We start from the raw sequence: 18,283 nt of genomic DNA, 5'->3' as shown, positions 1-18,283 counted from the left end.
ATTTTTTACAAAAATGTACTTTAGCACATTAAAAACGCATAAATTTAAAGCAATAAAATTGACGGCTAATCTTTTTTGTAGTATGATACGAATTAAGTTCCAAAAAGGACGAAATTTTGGAAGGAAGAGGAGAGAAGATTATGAAGAAATCAGCAAATGTTTTATCATTGGTTCTTGCCGGCGCCATGATGTTGTCCTTAACAGCATGCGGCAGCAAAGCACCAGACACGGCGACCTCAGCTCCGGAAACCACGACTGCAACAGAAAAAACAAGTGAAGCAGCAGAATCCACAGGAGAAAAGACAGCGGATGGAAAGCAGTATAAAATCGGGGTTCTCCAGCTTGTACAGCATGCAGCCTTAGACGCCTCCAATAAAGGCTTTATCCAGGCGCTTGATGATGCAGGTCTTAACTATACCGTTGACCAGCAGAACGCCTCCGGTGACCAGCCTACGTGCCAGACCATTGCCAGCAAGCTGGTTAATGACAACGACGATTTGATCCTTGCGATCGCAACACCGGCGGCTCAGGCTGTGGCAGGAGCCACAAGCGATATCCCGATTCTTTTGACAGCAGTCACTGATCCGGCATCATCTGATCTGGTTGAGAGCAACGATAACCCAGGAGGAAATGTAAGCGGTACCTCTGATTTAACTCCTGTAAAAGAGCAGATAGCTCTCCTAAAAAAGATTCTCCCTGATGCAAAAACCGTGGGTATTCTTTTCTGCTCTGCAGAATCCAACTCTGAAATCCAGGCTAAGATGGCAAAAGATGCAATTGAAGCGGAAGGCATGACAGCGGTAGAGTACACCGTATCCAACTCCAACGAGATCCAGACGGTTGTTACCTCCATGGTAGGCAAAGTAGATGCACTTTATACTCCTACCGATAATACCATTGCAGCAGGTATGGCAACCGTGAGCATGGTAGCGAATGAAAACGGCATTCCGGTAATCTGCGGAGAAGAAGGTATGGTAAATGCCGGCGGTCTTGCTACATATGGCATTGATTATTATGAACTGGGTTACTTAACCGGACAGCAGGCTGTAAAGATCCTGACAGAGGGTGCGGATATCTCCAAGATGCCGATTGAATACCTTCCTTTGGATAAGTGTAAGCTGACTGTCAATGAGGAAACAGCAAAGACCCTGGGAATTGATATTTCCAGCCTTAAATAAGGGGGTTAAGAAATGAGCGGCAGGCGGGACCTGTTTGAATGGTCCGCCTGCCGGCCATAGATGCTTTACATAAAGGATGGGCTTTCATTCTTTATGTAAGGCATTTATGTCTATGAAAGCCCTTTGGGCATTGCAGGAAATATGAAACGAGAAAATACGCGGAGGAATGATTGATGAGTGGTTTGTTGGTATCCCTTCAGGATGCAGTTGTTCAGGGGGTTTTATGGGGGATTATGGTTTTAGGAGTTTACATTACCTACAAACTATTGGACATTGCCGATTTGACGGTAGATGGAAGCTTTGCCATGGGCGGCTGTGTATGCGCCGTTATGATACTAAATTTTAACGTTGATCCCTGGATTGCCTTAGGGATTGCGGCAGTGGCCGGGATGGCAGCCGGGGCAGTGACCGGGTTGCTGCATACGATCTTTGAAATACCGGCGATACTGGCAGGAATCCTGACACAGATCGGTCTTTGGTCCATAAATCTCCGGATTATGGGAGGAAAGAGTAATGTACCGCTTTTAAAGACTGATACAATTATGTCTAAATTCATAGCGGTAACCGGGTTAAGCAAGCAGGCCGCCGCAATGATCATCGGAATCGGCCTGGCTATCGTAATGATTTTCTTTCTTTACTGGTTCTTTGGAACAGAAATCGGCAGTGCCATGCGTGCTACAGGGAATAATCAGGCAATGATACGCGCTCAGGGCGTCAATACAAACTGGACAAAGCTTTTGGCCCTCACCATCAGCAACGGACTTGTAGGACTTTCCGGAGGACTGGTCTGTCAAAGCCAGAAATACGCGGATATCGGTATGGGTACCGGTGCGATTGTCATTGGCCTTGCGGCTATTGTTATTGGTGATGTGCTGATGGGGAAACTTCGTTCCTTTGCAAGTAAACTTATCTCGGCAGTCGTGGGTTCTGTCATATATTTCGTGATCCGTGCCATGGTTTTAAGAATGGGTATGGATGCCAATGATATGAAGCTTTTGTCGGCTGCGATCGTTGCAGTGGCGCTTTGCGTGCCAGTCATGGTGAATAAATGGCGCATCAGGAAATCTTATACAGAAGGAGGAGAATAACCGTGCTGTATATTAAGAATGTCAGAAAAACATTTAATAGGAACACCATCAATGAAAAAAAGGCATTGAATGGCATTGACCTCCATCTGAATGAGGGTGACTTTGTTACGGTGATCGGCGGTAACGGAGCAGGGAAATCCACAATGTTAAACATGATAGCAGGAGTATACCCGATTGATTCCGGTAAGATCCAGATTGATGAGATCAATATTTCCAGGGACCCGGAATATAAAAGGGCTAAATATATCGGAAGGGTATTCCAGGATCCTATGCTGGGAACTGCCGCCGGAATGGAAATACAGGAGAATATGGCGTTGGCTTATCGGCGGGGACAGGGAAGAGGCCTTGCCTGGGGAATTAAGACCAGCGAAAAAGCTTTTTACCATGAGGCGCTAAAAAAACTGGGTCTTGGGCTTCAGGACCGTATGACCAATAAGGTCGGGCTTCTTTCCGGAGGCCAGAGACAGGCGCTTACCTTGTTGATGGCGACCTTAAAAAAGCCAAAACTGCTTCTTCTTGATGAGCATACCGCTGCACTTGACCCCAAAACTGCTAAAAAGGTTCTGGAAATTACACAGGAGATTGTGAAAGAGCAAAATCTCACGACTCTTATGATCACTCATAACATGAAGGATGCGATCCAGATCGGCAACAGGCTTGTCATGATGCATGAAGGCCGCATCATATATGATGTGTCAGGGGAAGAAAAAAAGAAACTGGAAGTTGAGGATCTTCTTAAGAAATTCGAAGAGGCAAGCGGTGAGGAATTTTCTAATGACAGAATGATTCTGGCGAAATAGCCGTTGAAATTACAGGACATGGAACCTTTTATAGGGTTTTCTGTCCTGTTTTTTGTTCTCATGCCTGTAGGCTTATGATTCAAATCTGCCTTTTCCGGATGTATCTTTCTTAATATATGTAACATAATCTTAATAATTTTTTGCTATGGTTATATCGCAAATAATGACATTTTATGCTATACTTAGGCAGATAGACTTTTAGTCTGAATTGGCTTTCCGCTAGAAAACAGGAATATGGAGAGAAAGTACAGGATGGAAAATAACAACGAGAAAAAAGATTATATAATTCGTTTGGATAAGGCAAGAAAAAAACGCAGTAAGAATGATTATAAGAAACTTTTGGCAATGGGAGGTACAGCGGTTCTCTGCGTAGCAGTTATTTCTGCAGTGGGAATGGCGGTGAAGAATCACCTCTCTGCAAAACCTGCAGGGCTTGCAACAGGATCCGAGGCCACAGCAATAAAACTGGAGGAATCAGCAGGCATAAATGCAGAGGCCGAGTCCGAAGCTCAGGCAGCAAAGGAAAAGGACGAAAAAGAAAAGGTTGTAAATTCCTACAAGAATTTAGGGATCATTCAGGTATCAGGATACTTAAACGTGAGAAAAGCGCCGGGTACCGAGGAGGATGTAATCGGAAAACTCCAGGGAGACAGTGCCTGCGATATCCTGGAGAATACGGAATCCGGCTGGTGCAAAATATCTTCCGGCGGGATTGAAGGATATATAAATTCCGAATTTGTTTTAACAGGGGAAGACGCAAAAAAGAAAGCAATGGATCTGGTGAAGTTAAGAGCTATCGTTCAGACCGATAGCATGAATATCAGGAAGGAACCCTCCACCAGTTCAGATGTGGTAGGCCAGGCGCTTTCCAATGAGCGGTATGAGGTCTTAGGCCAGACTGAGGGCTGGGTACAGATCCCGGCCGGGTATTTATCCGCGGATTACGTTAAATTGGAATATGGACTGAATGAAGCCAGAAAACTGGATCTAAAGGCCATGATATTTAATCTCTATAAGAACATCGGTATTTCCGACGTGGATAATTATTTGAACGTAAGAGAAGAGCCGAATGAAAACGGCAAGATTATTGCAAAGATGCCAAGCAAGGCCGCAGGAAATATTTTAGAGACGACGGATGGCTGGTATAAGATTCAGTCCGGTAACATTACCGGCTATGTGAAGTCCGATTATATCCTGACAGGACAGGCAGCAAAGGATGAGGCCTTGCAGGTTGCAGAGCTGATGGCCATCGTAAACACGGATATGTTAAACGCAAGGACCGAGCCTTCCACTGAATCAAAGATATGGACACAGATATCAAATAACGAGCGGTATCCGGTTTTAAAGCAGATTGACGGCTGGATACAGATCGAGCTGGAGGAAAACAGCAGCGCCTATGTATCCACAGATTACGTTGATGTCCGGTATGCTCTTCCTGAGGCAATCAAATTTTCTCCTTTAGAGGAAAAAGCCAATGCCCAGGCATCATTTAGGGCGCAGATCGTCAATTATGCCCTGCAGTTTTTGGGGAATCCTTATGTATGGGGCGGAACCAGCCTCACGAAGGGAGCCGACTGCTCTGGGTTTACCATGTCTGTTTATGCTCATTTTGGCATTGGACTACCTCATTATTCCGGCTCTCAGGCAGGTAAGGGGAAGGCAGTAAAATCCAGCGAAATGAGGCCTGGGGATCTGATCTATTATGCAGACAGCAAAGGGACCATTAACCATGTGTCCATGTATATCGGCAACGGACAGATCGTCCATGCGGCAAGCAGACGAAGCGGTATTAAAATTTCCACATGGAATTACCGGACACCGGTAAAAATCCGTAACATGATCGGTGATTGATACAAGGTCCCCGGATTGAAATTTAGTTGATGTTTGATTAAATTTCAATCCGGGGACCTTTTGTATTTTACTTTTATCAGGTTTACAAATTCTGGAAAAAGGATTATAATAAACAAAGCCGTTGTATTTTTAAAAATATAACGGAAAGGTGGGATCCGATATGAAGACAAGTGCAGTCATTTTTGCGGCAGGGCATAAATGTTACAGTTTTATAAAATATTTTGAGGGGGTATTGAAATGAGGAAGCTGTTCAAAACAGTTCTAGAAACGCTGGAAAAAGGCGAAGATGGGGTTTTGGTAACCATTATTGCAAGTTCTGGATCCACTCCCAGAGGTGCAGGATCCCATATGCTGGTAAGGCGGGATGGAACCACCGAAGGAACCATCGGAGGCGGAGCGGTGGAATACCGGTCCATTAAACGGTCACAGAAAGCGATTGAGGAAAAGACCTCCTATATGCACAGCTTTGTACTTGGAAAGGAGCAGGTAGCTGATCTGGGTATGATCTGCGGTGGTGATGTAGTGGTTTACTTCCAGTATCTGGATCATGAAAATCAGGAATTTAAGGACTTATGCAGGAAGATAGAAGAAGCCTATAACAAGGATGAAGACAGCTGGCTGTTTATGGATATTACCAACGAAACCACATGGGGGCTGGGTATCTACAGTAAATCCGCGGGATTAACTGGAATAACGGGAATTGATGAAGAAGATAGAAAAATCCTTCTTCAACATAAGGCGGTTCAAAAAAACTTTGGTGAACGTAAGTATTACAGTGAGCCTCTGGTCCGGGCCGGCTGCGTCTATATTTTTGGAGGCGGACATGTGGCACAGGAATTGGTGCCTGTTCTGGCGCATGTAGGATTCCGGTGTACTGTTTTTGATGACCGGCCGGAGTTTGCCAATAAAACACTGTTTCCCCTGGCAGAGAGGACTATTGTTGGGGATTATGAAAGGATTTTTGATTCCCTCGAATTAAGGGAATGCGATTATGTCTGTGTTATGACCAGAGGGCATCAGTCGGATTATGTTGTCCAGAGACAGGTCCTTACGAAAAATGCCTGCTACGTCGGTGTGATTGGCAGCCGCAGGAAACTGGAAACGTTGACTGAAAAGCTTATGGCAGACGGCGTTACCAGAGAACAAATCGACAGCTGTCACAGCCCCATCGGCTTGGAAATCTACGCAGAAACACCCGCTGAAATTGCCATCAGCGTGGCAGGAGAACTAATTGCTACTAGGGCTCTTCGGGAAGGGCGAAAAAAGTAATGGGAAAATATTTATTTCTAAAAGGTGATTCCGGAGAAGGCAAGACAACCCTGCTTTTTGAATGCTTAAAGTCCTTGCACCCAATGGTTGGAGGATTTTATTCCCAACGTTTGTTAAATGAAGATGGGATGACCATGGGATTTCGTATGGTCCCGGCAGAGGAAGAATGGATTCCGGCAGCTGCCTATAAAAAAGGAATGACCAATGTCTTTATCGAATGGACTGAACATGGATTTCAAAAAAATCTTCAGTTCTTTAAAACCGGTGGAATAGAAATTCTTCGTTCTTACACTCGTAAAGAATTCTGCCTTTTGGATGAAATAGGAGGGATAGAACTTTTTGTACCGGAATTTATGGAAGAGGTTCTTTGCTGCCTTGATAGCCAGGTGCCCTGCATCGGAGTTATGAAAAGCCGGAAAAATCTGGAGGCCATGAGAACCAGAGTTCCCACAGAGCCGGACCCGGACAAGCTTCTTCGGGATTTGGAAGAAAAGCTTGTAAAACGGTCAAATGGACGAATTCTTACGTTTGAACGCGAAAAAAGAGAATACATTCAGACGGAAATTATGGAATTTTTGAGAGAATGTACGGAAAAGGAAGGAAAGGAAACCCATGGTAGAAAGGGACTGGATCTATAAAAGACGTTTTGGAATCATCGTGCTCTTATTTATTATCTGCTTTTTTTGCTCCTTTTTGCTTGGACGGTACCCGGTATACCCTGACACGCTCTTAAAGATCCTTCTCTCTGGGATTTTTCCCATAAAATCCACTTGGCCGGCCCAGGCAGAGACGGTTGTTTTCCAGGTCCGCCTGCCAAGAGTTTTTATGGCTGCATTGATCGGAGGAGGATTGTCCTGTGCAGGCGCCGCTTATCAGGGGATCTTTAAAAATCCCATGGTATCACCGGATGTTCTTGGTGCATCTTCTGGTGCGGGATTAGGTGCTGCTCTGGGATTGTTTTTTTCGTTCGGTTATAACGGAGTAACAATAAACGCTTTTCTTTTTGGTCTTGGCGCGGTAGGGATTGTCTGTCTCATCAGCAGCCGGGTAAAGTATAATCCCGTGCTGGGACTGGTGTTGTCCGGCATGATGGTGAGCTCTCTTGCTTCCGCAGCGGTCTCTTTTTTAAAACTGGTGGCGGATCCGACCAACACCCTTCCTGTCATTACCTATTGGCTTATGGGAAGCCTGGCATCCATCCGGCAGAAAGACGTTATGTTTGCTGCACCATGGATCCTCATAGGAATAATTCCGATTTACCTTCTTCGGTGGCGGATCAATGTTTTAAGCCTTGGGGAAGATGAAGCGAAGAGCATGGGGATCAATGCTAAGAAGCTCCGTTTTATCATTGTAGTCAGCGCAACTTTAATTACCTCAGCAGCAGTTTCAGTAAGCGGACATATCGGCTGGGTAGGGCTGGTAATCCCGCATTTTGCCAGAATGCTGGTAGGAAGCGACTACCGCAGGCTATTGCCGGCCTCACTGCTTATGGGCGGCAGCTTTCTGCTGATCGTGGATAATTTTGCAAGGCTTTTGGCCACCAGTGAGATCCCTATCGGTATTTTGACTGCATTTATTGGTGCTCCGTTCTTTTTATATCTTATTTTGCGGGAAGGAAACCGGTTATAAAGGAGGGGAAGTATGGAGCTGACAGTAAAAGATCTGGAATTCGGATATCATTGTTTTCCGGTATTAAAGGGGATCAATTTTTCATTCAACAAAGGAGAACTGGTCTGCGTCCTTGGAAAAAACGGTGCAGGCAAGAGCACGCTTTTTCGGTGCATGTTAGGTCTGCTAAAGGGGTACCATGGAGAGATTCTGATCGATGGAACAGAACGCCGGCACTTCTCAGAACGGGAATTGGCCGGAAGGATCGCCTACATACCCCAAAACCATGATACTGCATTCTCTTTTTCGGTTCTGGATATGGTGTTAATGGGAACGACGGCCTCGCTGCCCCGCTTTGCAAGCCCGGGACAGAAAGAAAAAGAAAGGGCATTGAATGCTCTGAAGCTTTTAAAGATTGCCGGTCTAAAGGACCGTATATTTGGGCAGATCAGCGGCGGCGAACAGCAGCTTGTACTGATTGCAAGAGCCATCGCCCAGGAGGCAAAGATACTGGTTATGGATGAACCATGTTCCAGCTTGGATTATGGCAACCAGATCCGGGTTATGGAGGAACTGCGGACCCTGTCAGAAAAGGGATATTTAATTGTACAATCCACCCATAATCCGGAGCATGTCTTTTATTTTGCCCATAAGGCGCTGGTGATGATGGAAGGAAAGATAGCGGCTTTCGGCGAGCCGGACAAGATCCTTACAAAAGAGCTTTTGGAAGGCGTATACCAGGTGCCTATTGAGATCTATGAGGATTTAAAAAGCGGAAAAAAGGTGTGTATGCCTGGGGGAAGGTGATGGATATGTGGGAAATGTATGACCGTCTGATAGATCCAATACCAGATGATGTAAAGATAGAAGATTATTTTGTAGGAATCCAGTGGACTTCAGTGACTGTCTGCGGATATACCGGTGCAGCTGCGACAAATCCGCTTCAGACCATTAGGAGGACTGAAAAAAATATACTGGATATGTCATGGAAGGAAGCGGCTGGGCTGATAAAATCATGGAATTTTACCGAAGCAAGCATCGGTGCGGCAGCGGTGAATGCCTATTATAATCAGCCGGACCGGATCAGCAGGCTGGAAAAGGAAGGTGCAATCAGACAGCTGTCAAAGGAAGATGCTTTTATGGCCTATCGAGAGGATATCAAAGGAAAAAAGGTGGCGACCATCGGACATTTCTGCTTTGCAGAGGAATTTTTAAAAGAAGCAGAATCCTGTGTAATCCTGGAGCGCAATCCAATGGAAGGCGATTATCCGGACAGTGCCTGTGAATATATACTTTCAGACAGAGACTATGTTTTTATCACTGGATTTACCCTGGTAAATAAAACTCTTCCAAGACTTTTAGAGCTGTCGCGGAATGCCAAAGTTATATTAGTGGGACCCAGCGTGGCTCTCGCTCCTGATCTTTTTAACTTTGGCGTGTGGGAGTTAGCGGGTACTCTTATAACGGATAAAAAGCTTACAGAGGAATTAGTGAAAAAAGGTGAGCACAAGGCGGTAATCCGTTCCGGATTGCCGGTAAGGCTTTCTAAATAATAAATATATGCCGCAAAAGCGACAGAATAGGGGGATCATATGAAAAAAATAAGAAAAGGTCTGGTACTGGCTGCATTCCTTGCTGCTGCAGTACTGGCAAATGGCTGCCAAAAAGGAAGCGGTAAGGAGGTTCCTGCCAGTCAGGCAGAGTCAACTGCATCTGTAAAAACAGAAACGCAGGAAGAAACAGAAAAAGCGGGTGAAGCAGGGGTGCAATCAGACGCCAGAGTATTCACGGATTCAGCAGGAAGGGAAGTTACACTGCCAAAGGAAATAAAAAAGATTGCTCCTTCCGGGCCTTTGGCACAGATTGTGCTTTACACTCTTTGTCCGGATAAGCTGTCCGGACTTTCTTCTGATTTTTCCGAAGGTGCAAAGCAGTACATTGACGAAAAATATTGGTCACTTCCTAAATTCGGCCAATTTTATGGGAAGAATGCAAATCTGAACATGGAGGCTCTAATTGCAGAAAGTCCTGATGCAATCATTGATATCGGAGAAGCGAAAAAAAGTGTAAAAGAAGATATGGATGCCCTTCAGGAGCAACTAAATATGCCAGTCATCTTTATAGAGGCAGATTTAGATACCATGAGTTCTGCTTATGAGAAGCTGGGAGAGCTTACCGGAGATACCGATCAGGCAAAGAAACTGGCGGACGATTGCAATTACATACTGAAAACGTCTGAAACAGCCAGGGAACAGCTGTCAGAAAAGAAATCGGTTTATTTCGCTGTTGGAGATGATGGACTTCACACCAATGCAGAGGGTTCCATTCATGCCCGGGTTATCGAGCAGATAGGAGCGGAAAATGCAGCTAAAGTTGAAATGGTATCAAGCGGCGGCGGAAGCGAAGTATCCTTTGAACAGCTTCTTCTGTGGCAGCCGGATGTTATCATCGCAGATTCTGAAGCCCTGTACCAAACCATAACAACAGATAAGGTCTGGGGAGAATTAGATGCTGTAAAAGAGGGGAAGGTCTTTCAGATACCTTCCGTTCCATATAGCTTTATGAGCAGTCCGCCTTCTGTCAACCGGATGATCGGGATTTTGTGGCTGGGCAATCTTGTATATCCTGAACAGTATGGCGTTGATATAAAACATGAAGTAAAGGACTTCTACGAACTGTTTTATCATGTGACTCTTGATGATACACAGGTAGATAAAATCTTAAAATAAAAAATATAACCCCCGGATTGGAATCTGGCTTTTATACCAGTTCCATGTCCGGGGGTATTATTTACTGCTGTTGGTTTTTGTTTCTATTATAATTAATCAGACATCCGGCTTTTACGATTTCCCGCTCTTCCGGGGTCATATCAGCAATGTGCAGCTCTATCTCATGAATCGGATTTCCTTCTTCGTTTTTCACAACGTAAGCTGGAATGTGGTTCATATCTCCGTCTAGAGCTTTGCGGATTCCAGGTACATAGATAAAATCCCCTACTTCAAAATCCGGCTCTGCCTCAAGAAGGAAGGGAAGCATTCCCCAGTTCATAACATTGGAACGGTAGCGTTTGGTCGCATACTCTTTTGCAATATTAGCTAAGCCGCCCAGGACTCGCTGGCAGCTGGCTGCCTGTTCACGGGCAGAACCATCACCCGGCTTTACTGCGTAAATCATACTTCCAATCTCTGTTTCCCTTACATTCAGTTCCGGCTGGTTTAAGTAAGCGGCCAGGGCCTTAAATGCAGATTCCAGTGACCGGTCAGCCTCTAAGGCACAGGAACCGGCTTTCCTTACCTGCTCCAGCTCATTTACTTTCTTTGAGCGTTCCACGTATTCCGGATCGCGGCGGGACAAGGTAAATTCCGCAAGTCCGAGTGGGTTGGAACGGTAGGAAGAGGTTTCTCCGGAAGGGATCAGTTCATCGGTAGTAGTGACCGGATCCATGATCTTTGAACATACTCGTAATATGATGTTATCCGTTAAGGCACTCATAGCCGGCCAGTCCTTGATATTTGGACCATAAATCAGGGGTACCTCAGGCTGAGCCTTTCCGAATCCCTGATATACCCGTCTCTCATAGGAAGATGGATCGAATTCATAGGCAGGAACCTGGTAATCCTCTCCATAACCTTCCGCAGATGTGAGATAGCCGCCGTTTGCCGCTGTTGCAGCAATGGAGCGGGCATCCATAAGGGCGACACAGGAAATCTGTCCGCTGCCTGGCTTGGAGCCTTCCCGGTTGGGGAAGTTTCTTGTGGTGTGGCGGATGCTTAAGGAGTTGTTGGAAGGTGTATCCCCTGCGCCAAAGCATGGGCCGCAGAAGGCCGTCCGGACAGTTGCACCGGCTGCCATCAGTTCCGAGATGGCTCCCTTTTTCACCAGATCCATATAAACCGGCTGGGAGGAGGGGTATACAGATAAATTAAAGATGTCATTTCCGCAGTTTTTACCGGTCAGAATATTGGCCGCAGCCATAACGTTGGAGTAGTTTCCTCCGGCGCATCCTGCAATCACTCCCTGCTGAACCATCAGCTTTCCGTCCGCGATCTTATCTGTTAAGGAAAGGTTTGCTTTGGAACTTCCCACAATGCGCTCTGCTTCTTGTTCCACAGTGCGCAGAATGTCTCCAAGGTTATTATTTAATTCGTCGATCTCATAGGTATTGCTTGGGTGGAAGGGCAGTGCGATCATAGGTTTAATGGTGCTTAAGTCCACATATACTACTCCGTCGTAATAAGCAACTTCTTCAGGGTTCAATTCTTTGTAGGCATCTCCCCGGCCATGAAGGTCCAGATAGGCTTTTGTGTCCTCATCGGTTCTCCAGATAGAGGAAAGGCAGGTGGTTTCCGTTGTCATAACATCCACACCGTTCCGATAGTCCGTATCCATAGAAGAAACACCGGGTCCTACGAATTCCATGATTTTGTTCTTTACATAGCCGCTTTTAAAGACCGCTCCGATAATGGCCAGGGCCACATCGTGAGGACCAACAGATGGAGCAGGGCTTCCGGTAAGATAAATGGCCACAACGCCGGGATAAGCCACATCATAGGTATCACAAAGAAGCTGCTTTACCAATTCCCCGCCGCCTTCTCCGATGGCCATGGTTCCCAGGGCGCCATAGCGGGTATGGCTGTCAGATCCGAGGATCATGCGTCCGCAGCCGGCCATCATTTCCCGCATGTACTGATGGATGACCGCAATATGAGGCGGAACAAAGATCCCGCCGTATTTTTTAGCAGCGGAAAGTCCGAATACGTGATCATCCTCGTTAATGGTACCGCCAACTGCGCATAAAGAGTTATGACAGTTGGTCATAATGTATGGAATAGGAAATTCTTTAAGCCCTGATGCACGGGCAGTCTGGATAATTCCTACAAATGTAATGTCGTGGGAGGCCATGGAGTCAAAACGGAGCTTTAGATGATCCATTTGATCCGAAGTGTTGTGATTCTTTAAAATGGAATAGGCGATGGTACCTTTTTTTGCCTCAGCCTTATCTGCAGCTTTTCCTGTAAGGGCAGCAACTTTTTCTGCTTCCTGATCCGGAACCAGTTCCGTTCCATGTACAAGATAAGCTCCGCCGTCATACAATTTAACCATATGCTATCGTTCCTCTCTTTTTTTTGTAGGAAATAGTTTCTCCTACGTATTTTGTCGCCGGACGCATGATTCTTCCGTCGTACAGCTTGTTTTCGATATTGTGTGCCAGCCAGCCTGCCATACGGGAGCAGACAAACAAAGGCGTATACATATCTTCCGGTATCTGTAACATATTATAAGCGAAACCACTGTAGAAGTCTACATTGTTTGACAGGGTTTTTCCGTTGCCCGCAAGGCATGCTTTGGCAACCTTTTCAAATTTTGTCAGGAACTCATATTCATCTTCCCTGTTTTTCTGTTTGGCAAGCTTTTCACAGCAGACCTTTAATAAATCCGCCCTTGGATCGGAAACTGTATAAACTGCATGGCCAAGCCCGTATACAAGACCGGAATTGTCATAGAAATCTTTTGCGAGGATCTTCTGGATCACTCCCTTCATCTGGACTTCGGTCGCCTTAAGACCGATTTCCTTTTCAATGGCCTTGATCATTTCACTGCAGCATATATTGGCGCCGCCGTGCTTTGGTCCTTTTAAGGAGCCGATGGAAGCGGAGATGGCCGAATAGATATCGGTTCCTGTGGAAGATATGACTACATTGGTAAAGGTGGAGTTGTTTCCGCCGCCATGGTCTGCGTGGATCATCAGCATCACATCCAGCAGATTCGCTTCCTGCTCGGTAAAGACCCCATCACGGCGCAGCATGTAGAGAATATTTTCTGCCATGGAATATTCCGGCTTTGGATAATGTATGATCAGACTGTCTCTTTCATAGTAATGAACCTTGCTCTGGTATGCATAGACGGAAAGAGAGGGAAGCTTTGCCATGATGTTGATTCCCTTTAAAAGTGTCTCATAGGGATCCACATTATCTGGCTCCTCATCATAATCGTATAGAGCCAGGATGCTCTGCTGAAGGCTGTTCATCAGATTGCGGGAAGGGGTGCGGAGCATATTCTTTTCCAGAAACTCATCAGGGAGATGGTAGTTCTGGCTAAGGGTGGATGTAAACTCTCTTAATTCCTTCTTTGAGGGGAGATAGCCAAAAAGGAGTAAAAATGAGGTCTCTTCAAAACCGTAACGTTCATTATTCTTTCCGTTTACCAGGTCGCCGATTTCAATACCGCGGTAATAGAGCTTACCGGGAACGTTGACCTTTTTTCCGTCTTCGATTTCATAGCCTACTACGTCAGATACGCGGGTCAAGCCAACCCGTACTCCGGTGCCGTCTTCGTTGCGGAGCCCTTTTTTTACATTGTGTTCCTTAAATAAATTGTTTGGAATATCCGTGAAATTAGAGGATTTGCCAAAGGTCTGAGCGATAAAAAAGTTGTTCATGAGACGATCTCTCCTTTTTTTAGTTTAGCCACAGCCAAAAAGTCAGGTATCTGTTTATAGAAAAGCAGCGCAAAAGGATTACTCCGGCGCTGCCTCCATTGGCAAGAATGTGACTTAATTTATGTTGTTTGGTAGTTTACCATGTGGAAGTATCAAAGTCAATAACTTGTTATAATCACAATTAAAATATTGTAATTGCGTAAGGTTGAAGACTGGCATTGATAGGAAGCATATTTTTATGGTTTTCTCCACATCATATGGAAATACCCCATGAATATTCCATTGCAGCATGGAAAGAGACAGATTCTGCCTGGAACGCGTGGGTTAGAGTGAAAAGTGAAACTACCAAATTAACAGTGAAACAGGAGGTTTTTAAGGTGAGAGAGTATCAGCATAATAATGGGAAGAACGAAGATCCGGAGGAAAGACAGAATCGGCCTGACGGCAATACGCGCAAGGAAAACCTTGATGAAAAAAAGACGGAAAAGGATATAGAACAAAAAGAGGATGAAAAGCTGGAAGAATATGGCCAGATGACCCTGGATGATAATGCGAACAAGCGGAAAATCCATCTGATTTCCATTATCGGAGAGGTGGAAGGCCATGAGAATTTATCCGGTAACAGCAAAGCTACAAAATACGATCATATCCTCCCGAAACTGGCCGAGATTGAAGATGATGATTCCGTGGAAGGGCTTTTGGTTCTATTAAATACCTCCGGTGGTGACGTGGATGCAGGCCTCGCGATAGCGGAGATGATCGCTTCCTTAAGCATCCCAACCGTATCCCTGGTTCTTGGTGGAAGCCATTCCATAGGAGTTCCCTTAGCAGTCTGCACGGATTATTCCTTTATCGTACCCACTGGAACCATGATGGTCCATCCCGTAAGAATGACAGGAATGGTGATTGGCGCCTCCCAGACTTATGAATATTTTGAAATGATACAGGACCGGATCTTAAGCTTTGTTTCCACCCACGCAGAGATCGCCTACGACCAGTTAAAACGTCTTATGCTGAATACGGAAATGCTTACCAGAGACTTGGGAACCGTGCTGGTTGGCGAAGAAACGGTAAAAGAAGGACTCATTAATGAAGTGGGCGGAATCAAGGATGCTCTAAAAAAATTATATGAACTGATGGAAACTGCTTCCCGTTAATCGTTGCAATTCTCCCGATTTTTTTGTATACTGTTACCAACGGATAGAAGGGGGTAGTTATTGTGCCTGAGACAACGAAGAAACGTACAACAGCAAAAAAAGGAAAAAACGGGAGAACAAGAAATACCGCCGCCAAAAAAAATGTGATTTTACCGGAACCGGAATTTATCCATTCAGAAGTCGTGATCATTATGTCATTTTTGGCTGCGGCCATTCTGTTTTTTAGCAACTTTCATTTATGCGGCGTGGTCGGGGATTTTCTGCGGAGCTTACAGTTAGGCATATTCGGAAGTGTGGGGTATGTCGCGCCTGTGCTGCTGTTTGCAGGAACAGCGTTTTACATCTCCAACCAGGGAAATCCCAGGGCTGCTTTTAAACTGGCGTCTTTTATTCTGGCGCTGGTTTCTTTGTGTGGATTTTTACAGCTCCTTTTTGGAGCAAAGGCCGGCGAGGGAATAGGACTTGCCGACATTTATTTTGAAGCTTCCGTAAGCGGAATAGGAGGCGGCATTATAGGCGGCCTTCTGGCTGGAGGGCTTGCCTCCATAATCGGCGTAGTGGGAGCCTATCTGGTGATAGGAGTCCTTCTTGTCATATCTTTAGTCTGCATTACGGAGAAATCGTTTGTAGATATTGTGAAAAAAGGAAGCGGAAAAGCATACCGCCATGCCAGGGAAAATATGGACATGCATATGGAAGTCCATGCCATGCGCCAGGAAGCCCGCAAACAGCTTTTGGAAGAGAAAAAGCTTCGGGGAGTCAATTTAGAGGCCACGAAGTTAGAAGAAGCCCAGGAAGAAAGCTATGTGGAAGAGCAGGTTGAGGAAGCTCCTGACAATCTTGCAGATGATATTATGGTCCAGGCGAAACGGCTGTCTGCCGTTACTGCTGTGGAAGAAGACGAACTCAATCCTGCTGATATTTTCCGGGGCAGTTTTTCACCTGTGCTGGAAGATGATGAGGATAGTGTTCCCTTTGCCCCCGATGTGCAAGGGACACCGTTTGCTGAGGCCCTGGAAGAACCTTCCATATATATGAAGAAAGAGATCAAGACCTTAAAGGAATTGGAGTTTGTGGAAGAGGATTTCTATCCTGAGGAAGGAAATGATACCTTTGCCATTCCTGAGGAGCCAAAACAGGTGGTTACCGCTTCCGGCAAGGTAATAGAAACGGATACAGAAGCTCTTCAGAAAAAACTGGAAAAGAAACGGGAAGAGGCAGCAAAGGAAGACGGGGGTAGTGTCAGCCTTGAAATCAAGCAAAAACAGGAGATTGTGAAACAGGAATATAAGTTTCCGCCTCTCTCCCTGCTTAAAAAAGGAAAATCAGCGGTATTTTCCGACCGGGAATACAAAGATACTGCCATCAAGCTTCAGCGGACCCTTCAGAATTTCGGGGTTGGGGTTACTGTTACCAATATAAGCTGCGGACCCTCCGTAACCAGGTATGAACTTCATCCGGAGCAGGGGGTAAAGGTCAGTAAGATCGTAAGCCTGGCAGATGACATCAAATTGAGCTTGGCAGCCGCTGATATCCGGATTGAAGCTCCTATCCCGGGAAAATCTGCGGTGGGTATCGAGGTGCCCAATAAAGAAAACCAAATGGTATACTTACGGGATATTCTGGAGGCAGACAGCTTCCAGAAACATTCCTCCAAAATTGCGTTTGCGGTGGGCAAAGACATCGGCGGCCAGGTGGTTGTCACGGACATTGCTAAGATGCCTCACCTTTTGATCGCCGGAGCCACTGGATCTGGTAAATCTGTCTGCATCAACACCTTGATAATGAGCATCATTTTTAAGGCGGACCCGGAGGATGTAAAGCTGATCATGGTAGACCCCAAGGTGGTGGAATTAAGTGTTTATAATGGAATTCCCCATTTACTGCTCCCTGTGGTCACTGATCCCAAGAAGGCTTCCGGAGCCCTAAACTGGGCGGTGGCGGAGATGACGGACCGTTATAATAAGTTCGCACAGTATAATGTCAGGGAAATTAAGGGATATAATAAAAAGGTTGAGAGTATAAAAGATATTGAGGATGAAGATAAGCCCAAAAAGATGCCTCAGATCGTCATCATTATCGACGAGCTTGCGGATCTGATGATGGTAGCTCCAGGAGAAGTGGAAGATTCCATCTGCCGTCTGGCCCAGCTTGCCAGAGCTGCGGGTATCCATCTTGTCATCGCCACCCAGCGTCCGTCGGTAAATGTCATAACAGGTCTCATTAAGGCCAATGTTCCATCCAGGGTAGCGTTTGCGGTTTCCTCCGGCGTAGATTCCAGGACCATTATTGATATGAACGGTGCGGAAAAGCTTCTTGGAAAAGGCGACATGCTCTTTTACCCGGCGGGATATCCGAAACCAATGCGCGTTCAGGGCGCCTTTGTATCGGATTCCGAAGTTTCCAAGGTTGTGGATTTCTTAACGGAGCAGGGGATGACTGCAGATTACAACCCGGAAGTAGAAAACATGATCGCTTCTGCACCTGCAGGAGGAGAGATAAAGGGCGGCGGAAATGACAGGGATGAATATTTTGTCCAGGCCGGTAAATTTATCATTGAAAAGGATAAAGCCTCCATTGGTATGCTTCAGAGAATGTTTAAAATCGGTTTTAACCGGGCAGCCCGTATCATGGACCAGCTTGCAGAAGCCGGAGTAGTAGGAGAAGAGGAAGGCACCAAGCCCCGTAAGGTACTGATGAGCCTGGAGGAATTCGATGAAATACTTTCCCAGGGTTATTAATATGGCTTATCTGAACTTGCAAAGCAAGTGAAGATAAAAGGCGCTGTTTTTCAGCGCCATCCATCTGATTATGGTCATGTCTTTGAGACCATAATATAACGTATCGGAACTTGCAGCGCAAGTGAAGATAAAAGGGCTGCCTTTTAGCCCGT

At 45.8% G+C, this 18,283-nt stretch carries 14 protein-coding genes; 12 read left to right on the top strand and 2 right to left on the bottom strand.

Translation table 11 applies throughout. The annotated features are described in order from the left end of the window. Positions 1 to 140 precede the first annotated feature (140 nt). The 10 genes from BMX69_RS08345 (at position 141) to BMX69_RS08300 (ending at position 10,523) form a co-directional block, all read left to right on the top strand. Positions 141 to 1,178: an ABC transporter substrate-binding protein gene (locus tag BMX69_RS08345; RefSeq protein ID WP_100042103.1), complete on the top strand. Its 1,038-nt coding sequence runs from the start codon at positions 141 to 143 to the stop codon at positions 1,176 to 1,178. Between the two features lie 173 nt (positions 1,179 to 1,351). After that, complete coding sequence (locus BMX69_RS08340) at positions 1,352 to 2,266, top strand: ABC transporter permease (protein WP_092250109.1); 915 nt, start codon at positions 1,352 to 1,354, stop codon at positions 2,264 to 2,266. A 2-nt stretch (positions 2,267 to 2,268) separates the two neighbouring features. Next, complete coding sequence (locus tag BMX69_RS08335) at positions 2,269 to 3,066, top strand: ABC transporter ATP-binding protein (RefSeq protein ID WP_100042102.1); 798 nt, start codon at positions 2,269 to 2,271, stop codon at positions 3,064 to 3,066. 252 nt (positions 3,067 to 3,318) lie between these two features. Next, complete coding sequence (locus BMX69_RS08330; RefSeq protein WP_242941384.1) at positions 3,319 to 4,917, top strand: C40 family peptidase; 1,599 nt, start codon at positions 3,319 to 3,321, stop codon at positions 4,915 to 4,917. A gap of 237 nt (positions 4,918 to 5,154) precedes the next feature. Beyond that, positions 5,155 to 6,186, top strand: a complete 1,032-nt coding sequence (locus BMX69_RS08325) for an XdhC family protein (protein WP_100042100.1) — start codon at positions 5,155 to 5,157, stop codon at positions 6,184 to 6,186. Beyond that, positions 6,186 to 6,824 carry a nucleoside-triphosphatase gene (locus BMX69_RS08320; protein ID WP_100042099.1) on the top strand — a complete coding sequence of 213 codons (639 nt, stop codon included), beginning with the start codon at positions 6,186 to 6,188 and terminating at the stop codon, positions 6,822 to 6,824. The genes BMX69_RS08325 and BMX69_RS08320 overlap by 1 nt, the downstream gene beginning before the upstream one ends. Continuing rightward, complete coding sequence (locus BMX69_RS08315; protein ID WP_100042098.1) at positions 6,799 to 7,815, top strand: FecCD family ABC transporter permease; 1,017 nt, start codon at positions 6,799 to 6,801, stop codon at positions 7,813 to 7,815. Before BMX69_RS08320 ends, BMX69_RS08315 begins: the two co-directional genes overlap by 26 nt. 12 nt (positions 7,816 to 7,827) lie before the next feature. Then, complete coding sequence (locus tag BMX69_RS08310) at positions 7,828 to 8,601, top strand: ABC transporter ATP-binding protein (protein WP_100042097.1); 774 nt, start codon at positions 7,828 to 7,830, stop codon at positions 8,599 to 8,601. Beyond that, positions 8,601 to 9,347 (top strand): Rossmann-like domain-containing protein, encoded by a 747-nt coding sequence (locus tag BMX69_RS08305; protein ID WP_100042096.1) that lies wholly within the window; start codon positions 8,601 to 8,603, stop codon positions 9,345 to 9,347. The genes BMX69_RS08310 and BMX69_RS08305 overlap by 1 nt, the downstream gene beginning before the upstream one ends. 39 nt (positions 9,348 to 9,386) lie before the next feature. Then, the gene (locus BMX69_RS08300; protein ID WP_100042095.1) at positions 9,387 to 10,523 is read left to right on the top strand and encodes an ABC transporter substrate-binding protein; all 1,137 of its coding nucleotides are present in this window, start codon (positions 9,387 to 9,389) and stop codon (positions 10,521 to 10,523) included. A 61-nt stretch (positions 10,524 to 10,584) separates the two neighbouring features. On the opposite strand, the gene BMX69_RS08295 is transcribed toward BMX69_RS08300, so the two are convergent. Next, positions 10,585 to 12,897, bottom strand: a complete 2,313-nt coding sequence (locus BMX69_RS08295; RefSeq protein WP_100042094.1) for a hydratase — start codon at positions 12,895 to 12,897, stop codon at positions 10,585 to 10,587. Continuing rightward, complete coding sequence (locus BMX69_RS08290) at positions 12,890 to 14,233, bottom strand: citrate synthase (protein WP_100042093.1); 1,344 nt, start codon at positions 14,231 to 14,233, stop codon at positions 12,890 to 12,892. Before BMX69_RS08290 ends, BMX69_RS08295 begins: the two co-directional genes overlap by 8 nt. A gap of 257 nt (positions 14,234 to 14,490) precedes the next feature. Here BMX69_RS08290 and BMX69_RS08285 point away from each other — a divergent pair, with 257 nt between their 5' ends. Then, a complete protein-coding gene (locus BMX69_RS08285) occupies positions 14,491 to 15,390 on the top strand; it encodes a ClpP family protease (RefSeq protein ID WP_330387677.1) in 900 nt (299 codons plus the stop codon). A gap of 62 nt (positions 15,391 to 15,452) precedes the next feature. Beyond that, the gene (locus BMX69_RS08280; RefSeq protein ID WP_100042092.1) at positions 15,453 to 18,131 is read left to right on the top strand and encodes an FtsK/SpoIIIE family DNA translocase; all 2,679 of its coding nucleotides are present in this window, start codon (positions 15,453 to 15,455) and stop codon (positions 18,129 to 18,131) included. The last annotated feature ends 152 nt before the right edge of the window (positions 18,132 to 18,283 follow it).

The organism is Lacrimispora sphenoides JCM 1415 (assembly GCF_900105615.1).
GTDB classification, from domain to species: domain Bacteria; phylum Bacillota; class Clostridia; order Lachnospirales; family Lachnospiraceae; genus Lacrimispora; species Lacrimispora sphenoides.
The sequence above is the reverse complement of the archived record's forward strand: the minus strand, read 5'-3'. Positions and strand labels throughout refer to the sequence as shown.

What these genes read in the sequence shown, in the direction of transcription:
- BMX69_RS08300 (WP_100042095.1), top strand. Translation starts at nt 9,387, where the DNA reads ATGAAAAAAATAAGAAAAGGTCTGGTACTGGCTGCATTCCTTGCTGCT.
- BMX69_RS08340 (WP_092250109.1), top strand. Translation starts at nt 1,352, where the DNA reads ATGAGTGGTTTGTTGGTATCCCTTCAGGATGCAGTTGTTCAGGGGGTT.
- BMX69_RS08325 (WP_100042100.1), top strand. Translation starts at nt 5,155, where the DNA reads ATGAGGAAGCTGTTCAAAACAGTTCTAGAAACGCTGGAAAAAGGCGAA.
- BMX69_RS08345 (WP_100042103.1), top strand. Translation starts at nt 141, where the DNA reads ATGAAGAAATCAGCAAATGTTTTATCATTGGTTCTTGCCGGCGCCATG.
- BMX69_RS08330 (WP_242941384.1), top strand. Translation starts at nt 3,319, where the DNA reads ATGGAAAATAACAACGAGAAAAAAGATTATATAATTCGTTTGGATAAG.
- BMX69_RS08290 (WP_100042093.1), bottom strand. Translation starts at nt 14,233, where the DNA reads ATGAACAACTTTTTTATCGCTCAGACCTTTGGCAAATCCTCTAATTTC.
- BMX69_RS08295 (WP_100042094.1), bottom strand. Translation starts at nt 12,897, where the DNA reads ATGGTTAAATTGTATGACGGCGGAGCTTATCTTGTACATGGAACGGAA.
- BMX69_RS08315 (WP_100042098.1), top strand. Translation starts at nt 6,799, where the DNA reads ATGGTAGAAAGGGACTGGATCTATAAAAGACGTTTTGGAATCATCGTG.
- BMX69_RS08305 (WP_100042096.1), top strand. Translation starts at nt 8,601, where the DNA reads ATGGATATGTGGGAAATGTATGACCGTCTGATAGATCCAATACCAGAT.
- BMX69_RS08310 (WP_100042097.1), top strand. Translation starts at nt 7,828, where the DNA reads ATGGAGCTGACAGTAAAAGATCTGGAATTCGGATATCATTGTTTTCCG.
- BMX69_RS08285 (WP_330387677.1), top strand. Translation starts at nt 14,491, where the DNA reads ATGGAAATACCCCATGAATATTCCATTGCAGCATGGAAAGAGACAGAT.
- BMX69_RS08320 (WP_100042099.1), top strand. Translation starts at nt 6,186, where the DNA reads ATGGGAAAATATTTATTTCTAAAAGGTGATTCCGGAGAAGGCAAGACA.